A 16,367-nucleotide genomic window follows, 5' to 3' on the forward strand; every position below is an offset into this window, starting at 1 on the left:
CAGAGAACGGCGATCTTCTGCTAAGATAGCGACTCCCCGGCGATCCTCTTTGACATGCGAATCCGATCTTTCACGATTCGCTCGGACTTCTGTTCCCGTGCCCACGACGCGCCTCCATGCTCTTCGATCTAGCTCAATCGACCATCACAAGCGAAGTCGGTGACGAACTTCAGTGGCTCAGTGGATTGCCGTGGTTGCTGCTTTTTTTGCTGAGCCTGCCGTTGATCATTGCCGCATATCGAACGCGAGTGTTCCCGACCGGTCTGTGGGCGAGCCTGCTCGGAGTGTCGATCGTCATCAGCGTGCTGTTTGTGTTTTCGCCTCAATGGCTCGTCGTTCTCGCGATGGTGGACGGGCTGATCTTCGTCGTCACGCTGATCGACTTTCTGCTGCTCTGGTGGGGCAGTGGGCGGCGACATGCAAACGGAATCGACGTCTCGCGAGAACTGCCTCGCACCGGATCGCTGAGAGTGCCTCTCGACAGCACACTGACAATCCGCAACAGGACATCGATGCGTCTGATTGGCGAATTTTGTGACGACCTGCCCGAGCAATTTACGTCTGAACCGATGATGCACGATCTTGATTTGGCACCGGGGATGGAAACGACCGCCCGCAGCCAACTCACCGCCCATCGCCGCGGCGCCTTCAATCTCGAACGTTGCTATCTGCGGATCAACAGCCCGCTGCGATTGTGGCAGCGTCAGATCACGATCGCCGTTCATGACCGCGTAAATGTCTATCCCGACATGAAACAATTGTCGGACTACGCAATGCTCGCTCGCACGAATCGTCTCAGCCTGATTGGGGTTCGGCGGACGCGACGGATTGGCCAGGACAGCGATTTCGAACGTCTACGCGACTACACACGTGACGACAATTATCGACACATTGATTGGCGTAGCACGGCGCGGCGGAACAAACTCACCGTTCGGCAATTCCAAAGCGATCAAAGCCAACGGCTGATCTTCATGCTCGACTGTGGACGCATGATGACCAACCAACGCGACGGATACTCACTGCTCGATCACGCCCTCAACGCGTCATTGATGATGGCGTACGTCGCGCTGCAACAAGGCGACTCCGTCGGGATGATTTGTTTCAGCAACAAGATCCACGCGTACATCCCACCGCGCGGTGGCGCCAGCCAAATGAACCGGTTGCTGCAAGCGGGTTTCGATCAATTTCCGAGAATGGTGGAGTCTCGATACGATCAGGCATTCTTGCATTTGAGTTCGCGCTGCAAACGTCGTTCACTCGTTACGCTAATCACGAACGTGGTCGACGAAGTCAACTCGGCGGTGGTCGGAGACTATCTGTCAAACCTCACGGGCACCCACCTGCCGCTGGGCGTCCTCCTTCGCGACCGCGAGATGTTTGACGCAGCCGACGCTCCTCACAATGCGGCCCTGGCTGCGACTGCCTCGCAAGTCGCCGGTGAGCCGCCTCGCCCGTACACCGAAACGATTGACGACTTCACCATGTACCGCGCCGCCGCGGCCTCTGACATCTTGCTGTGGCGAGAGCAAGTTCTCACCGGGCTGCGACATCGAGGCGTGCTCGTGGTCGACGCCTTCCCGGACGAACTAACGGCGCCGTTGGTGAACCAATATCTCGAAGTGAAAGCGAAGCACTTGCTCTAGCGACCGGGAATTGATCGACGCATGCTCGCTCGGTTACCAATCTCTTTCGACCGGGATCTGACGTTGTTGCTGCATCTGCTGCAATCGAAATCGTCGAATCATGTCTCGGTCGCGAATCGCTTGCAGCATTTTCATCGCCTCCTCAGCCGTCATTGGTCGGTCATCCTGCCCTGGCTCACCCGTTTGCCCCGCAACCGGCGGAACTGCTTTCTGCGATTTTGAATCCTCCGCACCGCTGTCGCTCGACAACTCCCCGCTGACGTCTTCGGGCGATGTTTCTTCGTCTTGAGATTCCGGCTCCGCAGACTCGTCATTCTGCGGCATATCCTGTTGAGTCTCTCCGTTTTGATCCGTCGACGGACTCGAATCCGGGGACTCATTTTCGCTCGGTTCGGACTGTGATTCGGACGGGGAATCTTGCTCGCCAGATTCCTGTGATTGCTGCTCAGACGGTTCTCCACCAGACTCTTCACCTGATTGAGACTGCTCATCGGATTCTGATTGTTGTGATTGCGAATCAGAGTCCCCCGCGTCCTGTTGTGATTCCTGATCCTCTTGGTCGTCTTCGCCTTCGCTCTGGTTTGATTGCTGAGAACTCTGCTGATCCGAATTCTCGCGTTCTGCGTCCTGTTGTTCCGAATTTTGTTTTTCAGAATCCTTCTGATCCGAGTTTTGTTGCTGTTGCTGATCCTCGTTTTGCTGTTGTTGCTCTTGTTGTTCAATCGCCGCGAGTAGGCGAAGTGACTTTTCCAGATTCACGCGTGCGTTCACCCAACTGGGCTTCAATCGCAGTGCCGAACGCAACGCATCAATGCCCCGGTTGAGTAACTCTTTCACTTGATCCGGTTGCACCGCCTCAGTCGACTGCGTTGGCAGCGGCGGCCCGTTCGATTCCGAATCTTTTGACGCGAGCATTTGCACCGCGTGAGCGTAGCAGGTGGTGCCCAAGTTATATCGCGCAGAGGCGGCGACCTCGTCGTCGGATGCTCCGACCGCTCGCGAGAATTCATCTGCTGCTGCGGCGAAATCGCCTTGACGATACAGTTCGACGCCGTGGTTGTACGCTTGCGCGGGTTGGACGACCGCTGGCTGTTCCGCAGTCGCGGGCTGCCCATTCGCTTGTTCCGCAATCGACGTTTCCGCGATCGTTTGAGCAGACGCGGTGACCGGTGAGGCAACCATTGCTAGAGCGAATAGCATGGTCAAAGGTGCAACAGACCTAGTGGGCCCCGGCGTCGAATGTCTCCAGAAAAGTCTGCTCGCAAAATCAATCAGTAACAATACGAACGCGGGCAACGCGAACCACTGAAACCGAGCCACGTACGCATCGACCTTGGCCGTTTCGAATTCGGTCGCCTGCATGCCGGCAATGTACCGGTCGTAGATTTCACCCATGTCAACTTGTTTGGTTCCCGCCGGGATATACGCACCTTGGGTTTCCGTTGCGATCTCACGAAGAATCTCTCCGTTCATTTTTGACCACACGGGTTGTCCTTGGTATTTGACATAACGACCACTTTCATGCTGGGGTCGGTCACGATCCACATCGGGGATCCGTGCTCCGGAACTCATATCGCCGAGCCCGACGGTGAAGATTCGAATGTTCTCATCTGCATGCAGCCTTTTCGCCATTTTTACGGGCTCACTTTCTTGGTCTTCACCATCGGTCAACACGACAATGATGCGATGTGAATTCGTTTTACTCAGAAACGCCCGACCTCCCGACTCAATCGCATCACCGAGCAGCGAACCGCCTCGCCGGACCGAACTCGGGCTCACGTCCTCGAGCAATTGACTGAAATCCTCGTAGTGGTTCGTCAACGGAATCGTTTGCCGTGTTTCGCCGGCAAAGACTAGCAGCCCAACGCGATCCCCCGCCATCCGCTGAACCATATCGCGAATCATTTGCTTGGCCCGTTCGAGACGGTTGGGTGCAACGTCTTCGGCCAACATGCTGCGTGATACATCGAGCAAGAACATGATTTCGATGCCCTTTTGAGGCACTTCCTGTTCTGATTTCCCCCATCGAATATCCATCAACGCGATCGACAACAACCCGAATGAAACACACGCAACCGCTGCGGAAACAATCCCGCCCAGCACACGATGTCGCGCACCGAACGATGACGTATCGAAGAAGTCATCGAGCCGATCTTCCGTTGCGAAACGACGCTGGGCTCGGCGACGAAGTCCGACCACGACCAAACACATCATGCCCGCGATCAGGGCAGCGATCATCCACCACGCCGCCGTGGGATTCCCGATCATGCCGTCGTCGGGCAACCAATTCACCCAATCACTGGTACTCATCACGTTAGCTCCCTCAACCAAAACGTTTGCAACACAACGCGAAGAAACAGCAAACACAGCACGAGGGACAAAATCGGCGGCAAGGTCGCCCAACTCGTCGGATATTCTTCGACGGCGAGTTCCCGATATTCAACGAATTGTTTGGATTCGACTTTCGTTTTTTCGAGTTCATCGATTTCGCGATAAATCGCCTCGAGAGAATCCGTGTCGGTCGCACGGAAGTATTTCCCACCTGTCTTCTCCGCGATCGCCGTCAAAGTCGCCTCATCAATGTTCACCTCCATCGCCCGCAGCACCTCACGACCGGAAAAGGGATCACGAACGGGAAACGGAGCTTCCCCTTTGGTTCCCACCCCAATCGTATAAATCTTGATGCCGAGCGTTTCGGCGAGCTCTGCCGCTTGAATCGGTTCGAGTGATCCGGCGTTGCTCTCACCGTCGGTCAATAGGATGATGATCTTGCTCTTGATTTTGCTCTCTTCTCTCGCGTCGAGAGCATTGAGTTTTTCAGTCGCCAACGCGATCGCATCCCCGATCGCCGTTCCGTCTTCGGTACGTTGATTGACGATCTGCGTCTGATTCAACATCGCGACGAGAAACCCATGATCGAGTGTCGGCGGGGTGATCGCGTCGGCGTAACCGGCGAAGGTGGCCAACCCCACGAGATCATTAAACCGGCCCTCCAACTCATCTCCCCCGAGAACAAATTCGGACACCACATTCTTGATCGCCCTCAACCGATCAACCCTTTCGCCGTCAATGCGAAAGTCCATCGCTTGCATGCTGCCGCTGCGGTCGACGACCAACTCGATGGCAATGCCCTCGCTGCTCGAAACGGTTCGCTGCCTTCCGTCGCGTGGGCGTGCGAGGGCGATAATCAGCCCAACCAACGCGAGCAACAACAACACATCGGGCAGCCAGATCAAACGTTGACGCAGTGTGCGTGGCAACTGAATCGCCGCATCGACATTGCTAAACGGGATCGATCCTTGATCTTGAAAAACCAAAAAACGTCGCCATACCAGAACCGGAATCAGCAACAACAACCACAAGTACGCCGGCGAATGAAAGAGCGATAGCATCACGCGTTCTCCTTCGCAGGGGAACTCGGTTCACGTCGGGTAGCCACGCGTCGCACCGCGTCGTCCACCGCATCACGAAACGCATCGACGACTTCATCCGGAACGTTTTGATCGCGACGCGAATCGAATTTCAATCGGTCGGCACCGACGAACGCGAGACGCAGGCTTTCCAACTCCGTCTCTCCGTAACCTTGTTCGCTCAGCATTTCGATCAATCGCGTCCCGGATATCGCGGGTGCGGACATTCCCGATGCTCCGACCACGCTGACTTGCAAAACACGTTTCAATGAATCAGCCGCATCGACGTATTCTGTCGGAGCATTCAGTGACCGATCTTTGAGCTCGTTTAACTGTTTGCGACACCACCTCATCGAACGATCACGCCGACGTGACCACACCACGGCGACGCCCCCTAAAACTCCCGCAACAACTGCGAGAGCCGACCACCACAGTGTGCCGAATCCCGAGGCTGAACTTGACTCATCCTGCAGCGAGATTTCCCCCTCGATGTCGCGAAACACGTCTGGCTTTGTTTGCTCTTCCGGATCCAATACGCTTACGACTTCGATCGCAACCGGCTCTGAGTTGCGGGTTCGTTCTTCCGCGCCATCATCACTCGCTTGCACCATCACTTCGATCGATGGAATCGTTTGGGTACCGAATTGCAACGTTTCGAGATCGATCGTGCGCACCCACAGGCGATCATCGGAATCCGCAGTTTGCACGGGCACGTCAGGGGTATCCGTGACATTCAATACGTTGAACGCCCCGAGGGTTTGCTCCATCGATTGGAATCGAACCTGACTTCCAGCGGGCGCGACCACTTCAATCCGCATCATAAACGGTTCTGCGATCGCAACTCTCTTTTTCGAAACGATCACACGTGGCGCATTCAATTCCGTCACATCATCGCGAGGAACGACAATCTGATTTGCGGAATCACCTGTGTCGGAAGATTGATCCTCCGCGGACAATCCATTGGCGGACAGAACGATCCCTAGCATCAGAGCACAGGCCAGAGTTTTTTGAACCGTCATTTACCCTGCCGTTCACGTCGGTGAAAATAACGCTGGAGCGGTTCGACAATGTCGTCGCCGGTCTGCAGGTGCAGTGGCATCCATTTCAAACGAGCGAACATCGCATCGCGAGCGTTCATTCGTTGCTGTGAGATTGCCTCGTACTGCTGCCGCACACGGCGGCTGCCCGTATCGACCAACTGCACACGTCCCGTTTCGCTGTCCCGCAGCCGAATCAATCCTACACGGGGCAATCGCATCTCGCGTTCGTCGCCCACAATGATCGGAATCACATCGTGCCGCCGACTGAGTACCCGCATAGAACGTTCGAGCGATTTCTCAGCATTGGCTCGCTGAGTCTCAGATTGTGGCGAACCGGACTGCGGCACACTTCCGAGTAAAAAATCACTGATCCAAAAAACGACGCTGCGACGATGCGTGGTGCGATTGAAGTGGTCGATTGCGGCGACTAAGTCCGTCCGCGTTCCGACCGGATCGCAGTACAGCATTTCCCGGATTAGCCGCAGAACATGGCGTGATCCTTTTCGAGGCGGAATGTGTTTTTCAATTTGGTCGGTAAACAGCGTCAGTCCGACTTTGTCGTTGTTCTTGATCGCCGACATCGCCAATGTCGCACCGAGTTCGGTGACGAGTTCTCGTTTGGTTTGGTGCTGAGTCCCGAATCCGATCGACGGACTCAAATCGACGAGCAGCATGACCGCGAGTTCGCGTTCCTCGCGGAACAGTTTGACGAACGGCGTGTCACTGCGCGCAGTCACGTTCCAATCGATCGTGCGAACATCGTCGCCGACTTGGTAGGGACGCACTTCCTCGAACTCGATTCCCCGACCTTTGAATGCCGAATGCCAACTGCCGGTGAGCAGTTCGTCGACGCGGTGGGAAGTTCGAAGTTGGATGCGTTTGATTTTCTTCAGCACCTCGCTCGGAATCATGGTACCGCCACGTGGTCCATAATTTCACGAATGATGGATTCGCTCGTACGTTCTTCCGCCTCGGCTTCGTAAGTGATCATCACTCGGTGACGGAGCACATCGAGAGCGAGATTCTGAACGTCTTCGGGCATCACATATCCGCGACCGTCCAGGAACGCGTTCGCTCGGGCGGCGAGAGCCAGATTGATCGACGCACGCGGTGAAGCTCCGAACTGGATCAGCCCCTCGAGGCTGAGCCCGTAGGCGGCCGGACGGCGCGTCGCCATGACGAGGTCGACGATATACCCTTCGATTTTCGGATCGATGAAGACCTCGTCGACGTTCGCGCGAGCGGCCATGATTTCCTCGGGAGAGGTCACTCCGGAAATCTCGAACTTTGGCGCCGTTTTGCTCATCCGCCGCAGGATCAATAATTCCTCGTCGCGTCCCGGATAGTCGACGATGACCTTCAGCAGAAAGCGATCCATTTGGGCTTCGGGCAACGGGTAAGTGCCCTCTTGTTCGACCGGGTTTTGCGTCGCCATCACGAGGAAGGGTTCCTCGAGCGGGAATGTCTCGCCGCCGATCGTCACCTGCCGTTCCTGCATCGCTTCGAGCAACGCACTTTGCACCTTCGCCGGGGCTCGGTTGATTTCGTCGGCCAGGATGAGGTTTGAAAAAATCGGCCCCTTCTGAACGACGAAGCTCTGGTCCTGCGGCCGATAGACTTGCGTGCCGATCAGGTCGGCGGGCAAGAGATCGGGCGTGAACTGCAATCGCTGAAACTGGGTACTGATCGATTTCGCCAAACTCGCGACTGCCGTCGTTTTAGCGAGGCCTGGAACGCCCTCGATGAGCAAGTGTCCTCCGGTGAGCAAACCGATCAGCATCCGATGAACGAGTGCCTCTTGCCCTACGAGGACATGCCCGATTTCGACCGCAATTCGACGAAACGGCTCGCTCGCTTGGGAAAAATCACTGCCGGCATGGCCCTCTTGCGGTGAAAATGGTTGAGATAAAGGCATTTCGAAGGGTTCGTTTGAAAACTAAATGACTGGGAATGCGAATAATCTATTCGACCGCAAACCGGGTTCGGTTCGTAGGTTGGGTTGGAACCCGATCGACGGATTTGGTTAAATACACCATTCTCACCGAGCAGGCCAGGACGATCGGCCGCTCTTCCCACCCCCACTGGAGTCCTCCCCAACGATGGTTCACCGCACTTTCACGCTCATGCTCGTCACTTTGTTCGCTTCGATGTCGTTGTCGTCGGCTTCGGCTCAAGACGCGACCAAAGCGGAAGTCACCAACAAGGTTTATTTCGATGTCACCATCGGTGGCGAACCTGCAGGGCGAATCGTGATGGGATTGTTTGGCAAAGACGTCCCCAAAACAGTCGAGAACTTCCGTGCTTTGTGCACAGGAGAAAAAGGTGATGGCAAGGCCGGCGTGCCTTTGGATTACGAAGGCAGTGCGTTCCACCGCGTCATCCCTGGCTTCATGTTACAGGGCGGCGACTTCACACGCGGTAACGGAACCGGTGGCGAAAGCATCTACGGTCGCGACTTCGACGACGAAAACTTCAAATTTCGTCATTCGGTTCCTGGCTTGCTCAGCATGGCCAACGCCGGACGCAACACAAACGGGTCGCAGTTCTTCATCACAACGGTCCCCACGCCACACCTTGACGGCATGCACGTCATCTTCGGTCGGGTGATCGAAGGCATGGACGTGGTCAAAAAGATCGAATCGGTGGGCTCGAGCAGCGGTCGGACCCAAACGCTCGTTAAGATCAAAGAAGCCGGTGAGCTGAAGTAGGTCTCTCTCGAGCCTTCGGGCGATTCCGCCCTCATCGATCCATTTTGACGTCAGCCACAAATGGCTGACGCATTGCCATCATGAAGCCAGCAACGATCAGCGAACTCAAAAAAGCACTCGCACCGTTGCCGCGTGAAGAGCTTCTCGACGCCTGCGTGCGTTTGGCCCGGTTCAAGGTCGATAACAAAGAGTTGTTGACCTACCTTCTTCTGAAATCGGATGACGAGGACGCTTACGTCGACGACGTGTGCGCCGAAATTAGCGAGTACTTACCGGCAACCCGAACGGTCCATAAAAAAACGCTGCGAAAAATTGTTCGCACCATGGACAAGTGCATTCGGTATTCCGACAACAAGGAAACCGAACTGCAAATTCGGATTCACTTCTGTCGCCAAATCGTCGAACGAAAAATCTATTTCGGCCGTTGCCGCGTAAGCGCCAACATGTATTTGGCGCAAATCAAAAAGATCGAAAAAGCACTCGAAAAAGTACACCCCGACCTCCAATTCGACTTCCGAGAACAAATGATCGGGTTGGATGAGTATGTGTGATTTTGTGTTAGCGAAGTAACATAGTCGACCATTTGCACCGCAAATGGATCCACAGCTAACCGCTCACACCAAAGCAAGTTAACCTGTGGGGCACACTCACCGTAGAGCGGCTCGGGTTCAGGGGACAAATTGCGGAGCAATTTGGCGACTATTATCCACCGCGAGGCAACATAGTCGACCATTTGCTCTGCAAATGGATCCACGGCTAACTGCTCAAACCAAAATAAGTTGACCTGTGATGCACACTCACCCCAGAGCGGTTCGGATTCAGGGGACAAATTGCGGAGCAATTTGGCAACTATCATCAACGCGAGGCAACATAGTCGACCATTTGCTCCGCAAATGGATCCATGGCTAACCGCTCACTCCAAAGCAAGTTGACCTGTGGGGCACGCTCACCCCAGAGCGGTTCGGGTTCAGGGGACAAATTTAGCGACTATAGGCAATCAGATTCGAGAATGAACTAGCTTGCTGATTTCCGATGGAGATATTCACCTTCGCTTAGTCGTGCTTTCTTCGGATTGTCGGCAATGTATTGCCTCAGATAGTCATATTGTTCTGGGCTGCGGACGAGATGATCGAAGGGATCAGTCTGCCAGAACGCCCCCTTCTTCCCACTCAACCGGTTAATCTGTACCGCAGTGTAATGCGTCCACGAGCGACACTGCTTTCCCATCGAGTCGCCGCTCGAAAACGAGGCGAGCAAATGCACGTGATTGGGCATGACAATGAAATCACCCATTCGATATCGATCGCCGTCAAAATGCATCAAGGCATCGTGAACAATTTTCGACATCTTCGGCGATCGCAGAACACAATCGCCACGACAATCGTCGAGGTACCGTTCCTGTTGCAAATAGAATTGCTCCGAAAACGCTTCGCGTGCCTCCGGTCCAAGCCCGTCCACGTATTCACTCCACTGAATCGCATCGTGAGGCATTACGCCTGAGCGTATCAACCAATCACAACGTTCACGTTCCCACCGACCAATGACCTCAGCGGGAATCGAGTCACGCGTCCGAAAAGTAATGAAGACGACCGCACCCGACTGCGACCAATGTGGCTTGCAAGTTTCGCGAATTGAAAAATCCGCCTTTGGGTCAAAGAGCTCACCAATCATCTGATTGACTGTAACAAATCCTCAGACAACGTGCGCTACGGAGTGAGCGAAACGATTTTCCGAATTCACTCCGGGGCCGTTTGAACTCGCGACAAATAGTCGACCATTTGCTCCGCAAATGAATCCACTGCGATGCGTTCACCGTGAAGTGAGTGGGACGTTGGTGCGTACTCACCGCGGAGCGGTTCGGATCAGGGGGACAAATTGCGGAGCAATTTGGCGACTATCAACAGCCCCTGCGTTTGACAACGAGAAGTGAAATGAACGGTTTTCCGGATTCACTACGGGGCCGTTTGAATGCACGGCCTATAGTCGACCATTTGCTCCGCAAATGAATCCACTGTGATGCGTTTACCGTAATGTGAGCTGGATCTTGGTGCGTACTCACCGCGGAGCGGTTCGGATCAGGGGGACAAATTGCGGAGCAATTTGGCGACTATCAACAGCCCCTGCGTTTGACAACGAGAAGTGAAATGAACGGTTTTCCGGATTCACTACGGGGCCGTTTGAATGCACCGCCTATAGTCGACCATTTGCTCCGCAAATGGTTCCACTGTGATGCGTTTACCGTGAAGTGAGTTGGAATTTGGTGCGCACTCACCGCGGGGCGGTTCGGATCCAGGGGACAAATTGCGGAGCAATTTGGCGACTATCAACAGCCCCTGCGTTTGACACCGAGAAGTGAAATGAACGTTTTTCCAGATTCACTACGGGGCCGTTTGAATGCACCGCCTATAGTCGACCATTTGCTCCGCAAATGGATCCACTGTGATGCGTTTACCGTAATGTGAGTTGGATCTTGGTGCGTACTCACCGCGGGGCGGTTCGGATCCAGGGGACAAATTGCGGAGCAATTTAGCGACTATCAACAGCCCCTGCGTTTGACAACGAGAAGTGAAATGAACGGTTTTCCGGATTCACTACGGGGCCGTTTGAATGCACCGCCTATAGTCGACCATTTGCTCCGCAAATGGATCCACTGTGATGCGTTTACCGTAATGTGAGTTGGATCTTGGTGCGTACTCACCGCGGAGCGGTTCGGATCCAGGGGACAAATTGCGGAGCAATTTGGCGACTATTCAACGGATTCTAGCTCTCGTTCATCTCGTGGTGAGATGAACGCTGGCGTGTTTGCATTGCAACCTGGTTAAAAGCAAATCGCTTTGGATCGCTCAATACTCGTGCGAGGTTTCGCTGGACTCGGCGATTGAGACGGTGGACGAACTGACTGCTTGGCGGACGGTTCGGTTTTTGATCTCATCGGTCAGACGTGCGATCGCTTGGGCGACAGGCATGGATCCGAGGTCGCCGTCGATACGGTCGCGAAGTGCGAGATGTCCCATTTCGGCTTCCTTGGGTCCGACAACAGCCATGTAGTTGACGAGTTCCAATTGTGCGTTGCGAATCTTCGCTTGCACCTTGCCGTCACTCGAGTCCACGGTCACTTTCAGACCTGCCTCATCGAGTTGTTTGGCAACCGCGACGGCATAGTCCAACGACTTATCACTCAGTGGCAAGACGCGGATCTGTTCCGGAGCGAGCCACATCGGGAACGCACCGGCGAAGTGTTCGATCAACATTCCGGTGAACCGTTCGAGCGATCCAAACGGGGCACGGTGAATCATCACCGGTTGATGCGTTGAGTTGTCGTTGCCCTTGTATTCCAACTTGAACCGTTGCGGCAGGTTGTAGTCCAACTGGACCGTTCCGAGTTGCCAGGAGCGTCCGATGCAATCGCGAACCATGAAGTCCGCCTTCGGCCCGTAGAACGCTGCTTCGCCGGGCTCCTCATTGAACTCCATTCCCGAATGCTCTAACACGCCGCGAAGAGCACTTTCGGCATGGTCCCAATTTTCTTCGCTGCCGACATACTTGCTGCTGTCTGGATCACGCAACGACAACTGCACACGGTAGTCGTCCAGGCCGACGGATTTCAAAACGAACTGAGTCAGTTCGATCGTCGCACGGAATTCCTCTTCGACTTGGTCAGCGGTGCAGAAGATATGCGCGTCATCTTGGGTCAATCCACGCACTCGCATCATGCCGTTGAGTTCGCCGGTTTGTTCGTGACGATATACGGTTCCGAATTCAAACAACCGCAACGGCAATTGACGATACGAGCGCGGTTGAGCGGCAAAAATTTGGCAGTGGTGAGGGCAATTCATCGGCTTGAGCAGATAACGCTCATTGACGAGTTGCCAGTCATGCAGAACCTTCTGCTTTGCTTCAACGGACGCGGACGGTTTGTAGTCCTTCAGCTTGACGCCGAAGACCTCTGCCGCTGCGATCAGTTTATCCTCGTCATCACCGCTGAGCTTTCCTTCGCTGAGTCGGGTGTTCCACGCATCGAGCAATCCACCGACTTCACTGCCGAACAACGGTGCAAATTGGCTGTCGCGATAGTACGGGAAGTGACCGCTGGTTTCATAAAGTTCGACGCGTCCGATGTGTGGGCTGTAGACCGGGTCGTAACCGCGTGATAGCAATTCCTTGCGGAGGAAATCCTCGAGCGCGACGCGAACGCGGGCGCCCTTGGGCAACCACAAACAGAGTCCTTGGCCGACTTCCGGGTTGATCGCGAACAGGCCGTGCTGTTTGCCGAGCACGCGGTGATCCCGACGACGGGCTTCTTCGAGTTGCTCGAGGTACGCGGCGAGTTCTTTCTTGTCGAAGAACGCGGTGCCGTAAACACGTTGCAGCTGGTGTCCCGAAGCGTCGCCCTTCCAATACGCACCTGCAACGGACAAGAGTTTGATCGCCTTGATCATTCCCGCGTGCGGAATGTGCGGCCCTCGGCACAGGTCGACGAACTCGCCTTGACGATAGAAGCTGACGGTCGGTTGATCGCCCAGCCCGGTTTCGATGTGTTCGACTTTGAGATCTTGATCAAGGTCGTCGCAGAGTTTGCGGGCTTCTTCTCGATCGAGGATGAAGCGTTCGAAGGGTTCTTTGTCTTTGATGATCTTTTTGATTTCAGCTTCGATCTTTGGAAAATCGTCTTCGCTGATTTTCTCCGGCAGGTCAAAGTCGTAATAGAAACCGCCCGAAGTGGTCGGACCGAACGCGAGTGAAACGCCTTTGTAGACACGCATGATAGCGCGGGCCATCACGTGAGCGGCCGAGTGGCGTAACACATCAAGCGCCGGGGCATCGCGAGTGGTCAGTAACTTCAGCGGCACCGACCCGTCATCGGTCACCAACTCGCCGAGGGGGCGAAACGAATCCACGATTTTCCCATCGACTTCGGCCGCGACAACGGCTCGAGCGAGCCCCTCACTGATTCCGCGTGCGACGTCCATCGGGGTGGCATCGCCAGGATGTTTTTGAGTGGTGCCGTCGGGAAGGCGAACTTCAACGTTTTGAATCGAAGCGGTAGACATGGATGCGGGGGTGAATTTCGTAGGTAGAAAATGAAATCGGGGACACGCGATCAACTCATTCGGATCGCGAACCCGGCTGAGAAGGCAGGATAGCGGTTTTGACAGGGAAAGAGAAACCTCGGTTCGCCTCTAATTCCCGAGTCGATTTCAGGCCGGATACGACGTTTTTTCGGCGAAATCGATTCTTTGGATACAATAAATGCTCCAAACGGCGCGAAACTCAGGCTCCCCCACCGGGGTTTCAATCACCGTTGACTCTTCAAATCGAGTTCGCGAATTGAACGCGTTTCGCTTCCCTCATCCCGCTTTTCCCTGCAAAACCATGTCGACGCTGTTTTCGAACGCATCTGCACGTATTTCCATGTTCCTAATCGCCTTCAGCGTCGTTGGAATGATGACCGGTGACGTTTTCGCGCAGCGCGGCGGTGGCGATCGAGGGGACCGGGGAGGAGACCGCGGCGACCGGGGAGGGGATCGTGGTGGTGACCGAGGCGGCGACCGAGGTGGCGACCGAGGTGGATTTGGTGGACCGGGCGGCAGCCGTGGTGGATTCGGAGGTCCGGGAGGGCCCGGCGGAGGTCGCGGTGGATTTGATCCGAGCGGGTTTTTGTCACGCCTAGACCGAAACGGCAACGGCCAGATCGATCCCGACGAACAAGAAGGCCCCGCTGGCTTTATGATTCAGCGTTTGCAGTCGATGGACTCGAGTATCAAGCCGGGCCAACCGATCTCGATCAAAAAGGTGAGCAGCGCGTTTGAAAAAATGCGAGGCGAACGAGGAGGTGACGACCGAGGCAGGGGAGATCGCGAGGACCGCAGCCGCTCGTCAAGTTCCGATTCGGATCCGACAGAAGTCGAGCCACTCGTCCCAGGATTCGGACAGGAAGATGTAATGCTCCCGTTGCTCGGGTTCGGCCCAACGGCCGAGATCATGGCTGTCGTTCCGACGGAAGCGGACCTTACTGAAGCACGCGAAATGCTGCGTCGATACGATCGCGACCGAGACGGACAACTCAGCAAGGAAGAACTCGGACGCGGTCGCTTTTGGGGCACGCCGCTCGATTTCGATCGCAACGGGAACGGCAAATTGTCGGAATCAGAACTCGCCACACGAGAGGCGGTGGAACGCGGAGGCAAAGAAAACAGCCGCGATGACGGACGAAACGACCGAAGACGAGATGAGACTCGGAGTCGTGAACCCGAAATTGAAGATTTCGAAGGACGGCGGTCTTACCGCGTGTATCCCGCTGGCACGCCCGAAGGGATGCCACGGTTCTACACCGAACGCGATCTCGACGGTGACGGACAAGTCTCCATGAGCGAATACACATCCGATTGGAACAACGCGATCATTGCCGAATACTACCAATGGGACCAAAACCAAGACGGCGTGATCACGGCGTCCGAAGTTCAATCAGGCGTGAACCAGGGATTCCGGGCCAGCGATACCAAACCTGGCATTTCGCCACGTGCGACCGCGATGGCATCGACGACTTCAAACCCATCGTCATCATCCCGCTCGGCAACGTCATCGGCTTCATCCAGTTCCGGTCCGATCGTTCCACCGGCTGAAAAACTGGAAATGCCGAGCGAACCGCCGAGCGACAAAGTCATGGCCTATGCCAAGAAAATCGTAGTCAAATACGATGAGAACAAAGACTTGGCGTTGTCCGCTACTGAGTGGAGCAAAATGTTGATCAGCCCTGCTGCGGCTGACTTCGACGGCGACGGCCGGATCACCATTATTGAATACGCCGGCTACATGACCGCGAAGTCAAACAAACGGAACTAACCTGCGATGGTTGCTTCCGTGTTGACGACTGCCACTGTTCAGACGCTCGAATTCAATTGCGAGCGGCTAACGCGTCGTTGATCGCGCGGGCGGAATTCAGATTTTGAAAGATACAGCCGCATTCGAACAACTCGCCGCTCGGTTTGATCCACTTCACCGAAACGCTGCCGCTGGCTCCTGACGGCGTGGTGAGCAACAACCGTTCGGCAACCTCGAGTTCTTTGTTGGAATGAATCCGGACGCCGGTTGTCGAAAAATCTTCCAACGTCGCGTGCTCGACCGCGAGTTTGCCGTGAGCCCGGCGAAGCTGGATGTTGGTGCCCGCGAGAGTTCTCGCTTCTTGACGCCGTGTCACTAATCCGGCCGCGACCATGTGGTCGATCACCTTGGCGTCCATCAACCGACGGAATCGGAAGCCAAATGTGTTACTACCGACAGACGTCTGCTGATTCCAACACAACCGGCCAGCAACTTCGAGGTCGACTTCACCGGTCGTGTCGGTGACTCGCAAGACCGCAACGGCCATCTCCTCAGGATGCGCGAGCGACACTCGCACCGCGCAGCCTCCAACGCTGATGTCGGCCATTTGGCACGGATGCCGAACAACCTCGTCTTCCTGTAACACCAGTAACTCGGCATTCAAATTTGCCGTGTTTCGTGCGTGAAAACGATCACCATTCCGATTTTGTGCAGAGCCGGGAGTCGACGGAGTGGTAGTCATGG

General features: G+C 55.4%; 12 protein-coding genes. 4 read left to right on the forward strand and 8 right to left on the reverse strand.

The genetic code is table 11. The annotated features are described in order from the left end of the window. Positions 1-116: 116 nt before the first annotated feature. Entirely contained in the window at positions 117-1,643 is a 1,527-nt protein-coding gene (locus tag FHS27_RS10005) for a DUF58 domain-containing protein (protein WP_246419388.1), read from the forward strand. 33 nt (positions 1,644-1,676) lie between these two features. On the opposite strand, the gene FHS27_RS10010 is transcribed toward FHS27_RS10005, so the two are convergent. The 5 genes from FHS27_RS10010 to FHS27_RS10030 are packed head-to-tail and all read right to left on the reverse strand — an operon-like array spanning position 1,677 to position 8,008. Continuing rightward, the gene (locus FHS27_RS10010; protein ID WP_184304739.1) at positions 1,677-3,953 is read right to left on the reverse strand and encodes a vWA domain-containing protein; all 2,277 of its coding nucleotides are present in this window, start codon (positions 3,951-3,953) and stop codon (positions 1,677-1,679) included. Next, entirely contained in the window at positions 3,953-5,035 is a 1,083-nt protein-coding gene (locus tag FHS27_RS10015; protein ID WP_184304741.1) for a VWA domain-containing protein, read from the reverse strand. The genes FHS27_RS10010 and FHS27_RS10015 overlap by 1 nt, the downstream gene beginning before the upstream one ends. Continuing rightward, positions 5,035-6,072, reverse strand: coding sequence for a hypothetical protein (locus tag FHS27_RS10020; RefSeq protein WP_184304743.1), 1,038 nt, complete (start codon positions 6,070-6,072; stop codon positions 5,035-5,037). The genes FHS27_RS10015 and FHS27_RS10020 overlap by 1 nt, the downstream gene beginning before the upstream one ends. Further along, complete coding sequence (locus FHS27_RS10025; RefSeq protein ID WP_184304745.1) at positions 6,069-7,004, reverse strand: DUF58 domain-containing protein; 936 nt, start codon at positions 7,002-7,004, stop codon at positions 6,069-6,071. The genes FHS27_RS10020 and FHS27_RS10025 overlap by 4 nt, the downstream gene beginning before the upstream one ends. After that, complete coding sequence (locus tag FHS27_RS10030; RefSeq protein WP_184304747.1) at positions 7,001-8,008, reverse strand: AAA family ATPase; 1,008 nt, start codon at positions 8,006-8,008, stop codon at positions 7,001-7,003. The genes FHS27_RS10025 and FHS27_RS10030 overlap by 4 nt, the downstream gene beginning before the upstream one ends. 184 nt (positions 8,009-8,192) lie before the next feature. On the opposite strand from FHS27_RS10030, the gene FHS27_RS10035 reads away from it, so the two are divergent. Then, on the forward strand, positions 8,193-8,801 hold the full coding sequence (locus FHS27_RS10035) for a peptidylprolyl isomerase (protein WP_184304749.1): 609 nt from the start codon (positions 8,193-8,195) through the stop codon (positions 8,799-8,801). Positions 8,802-8,881: 80 nt separating this feature from the next. Beyond that, a complete protein-coding gene (locus tag FHS27_RS10040) occupies positions 8,882-9,352 on the forward strand; it encodes a hypothetical protein (protein ID WP_184304750.1) in 471 nt (156 codons plus the stop codon). Positions 9,353-9,815: 463 nt separating this feature from the next. On the opposite strand, the gene FHS27_RS10045 is transcribed toward FHS27_RS10040, so the two are convergent. Together FHS27_RS10045 and thrS are read right to left on the reverse strand one after the other, a co-directional pair. Beyond that, complete coding sequence (locus FHS27_RS10045; protein ID WP_184304752.1) at positions 9,816-10,472, reverse strand: transposase; 657 nt, start codon at positions 10,470-10,472, stop codon at positions 9,816-9,818. A gap of 1,172 nt (positions 10,473-11,644) precedes the next feature. Continuing rightward, entirely contained in the window at positions 11,645-13,852 is a 2,208-nt protein-coding gene (gene thrS / locus FHS27_RS10050; RefSeq protein ID WP_184304754.1) for a threonine--tRNA ligase, read from the reverse strand. A gap of 322 nt (positions 13,853-14,174) precedes the next feature. Here thrS and FHS27_RS10055 point away from each other — a divergent pair, with 322 nt between their 5' ends. Next, positions 14,175-15,644: an EF-hand domain-containing protein gene (locus tag FHS27_RS10055; protein WP_184304756.1), complete on the forward strand. Its 1,470-nt coding sequence runs from the start codon at positions 14,175-14,177 to the stop codon at positions 15,642-15,644. 52 nt (positions 15,645-15,696) lie between these two features. On the opposite strand, the gene FHS27_RS10060 is transcribed toward FHS27_RS10055, so the two are convergent. Continuing rightward, positions 15,697-16,365 carry a PilZ domain-containing protein gene (locus FHS27_RS10060; protein ID WP_184304776.1) on the reverse strand — a complete coding sequence of 223 codons (669 nt, stop codon included), beginning with the start codon at positions 16,363-16,365 and terminating at the stop codon, positions 15,697-15,699. Positions 16,366-16,367 lie beyond the last annotated feature (2 nt).

It is taken from the genome of Aporhodopirellula rubra, assembly GCF_014192335.1.
Classification (GTDB): domain Bacteria; phylum Planctomycetota; class Planctomycetia; order Pirellulales; family Pirellulaceae; genus Rhodopirellula; species Rhodopirellula rubra.

What these genes read in the sequence shown, in the direction of transcription:
- FHS27_RS10030 (WP_184304747.1), bottom strand. Translation starts at nt 8,008, where the DNA reads ATGCCTTTATCTCAACCATTTTCACCGCAAGAGGGCCATGCCGGCAGT.
- FHS27_RS10010 (WP_184304739.1), bottom strand. Translation starts at nt 3,953, where the DNA reads ATGAGTACCAGTGATTGGGTGAATTGGTTGCCCGACGACGGCATGATC.
- FHS27_RS10055 (WP_184304756.1), top strand. Translation starts at nt 14,175, where the DNA reads ATGTCGACGCTGTTTTCGAACGCATCTGCACGTATTTCCATGTTCCTA.
- FHS27_RS10015 (WP_184304741.1), bottom strand. Translation starts at nt 5,035, where the DNA reads ATGCTATCGCTCTTTCATTCGCCGGCGTACTTGTGGTTGTTGTTGCTG.
- thrS (WP_184304754.1), bottom strand. Translation starts at nt 13,852, where the DNA reads ATGTCTACCGCTTCGATTCAAAACGTTGAAGTTCGCCTTCCCGACGGC.
- FHS27_RS10060 (WP_184304776.1), bottom strand. Translation starts at nt 16,365, where the DNA reads ATGACTACCACTCCGTCGACTCCCGGCTCTGCACAAAATCGGAATGGT.
- FHS27_RS10020 (WP_184304743.1), bottom strand. Translation starts at nt 6,072, where the DNA reads ATGACGGTTCAAAAAACTCTGGCCTGTGCTCTGATGCTAGGGATCGTT.
- FHS27_RS10040 (WP_184304750.1), top strand. Translation starts at nt 8,882, where the DNA reads ATGAAGCCAGCAACGATCAGCGAACTCAAAAAAGCACTCGCACCGTTG.
- FHS27_RS10045 (WP_184304752.1), bottom strand. Translation starts at nt 10,472, where the DNA reads ATGATTGGTGAGCTCTTTGACCCAAAGGCGGATTTTTCAATTCGCGAA.
- FHS27_RS10025 (WP_184304745.1), bottom strand. Translation starts at nt 7,004, where the DNA reads ATGATTCCGAGCGAGGTGCTGAAGAAAATCAAACGCATCCAACTTCGA.
- FHS27_RS10035 (WP_184304749.1), top strand. Translation starts at nt 8,193, where the DNA reads ATGGTTCACCGCACTTTCACGCTCATGCTCGTCACTTTGTTCGCTTCG.
- FHS27_RS10005 (WP_246419388.1), top strand. Translation starts at nt 117, where the DNA reads ATGCTCTTCGATCTAGCTCAATCGACCATCACAAGCGAAGTCGGTGAC.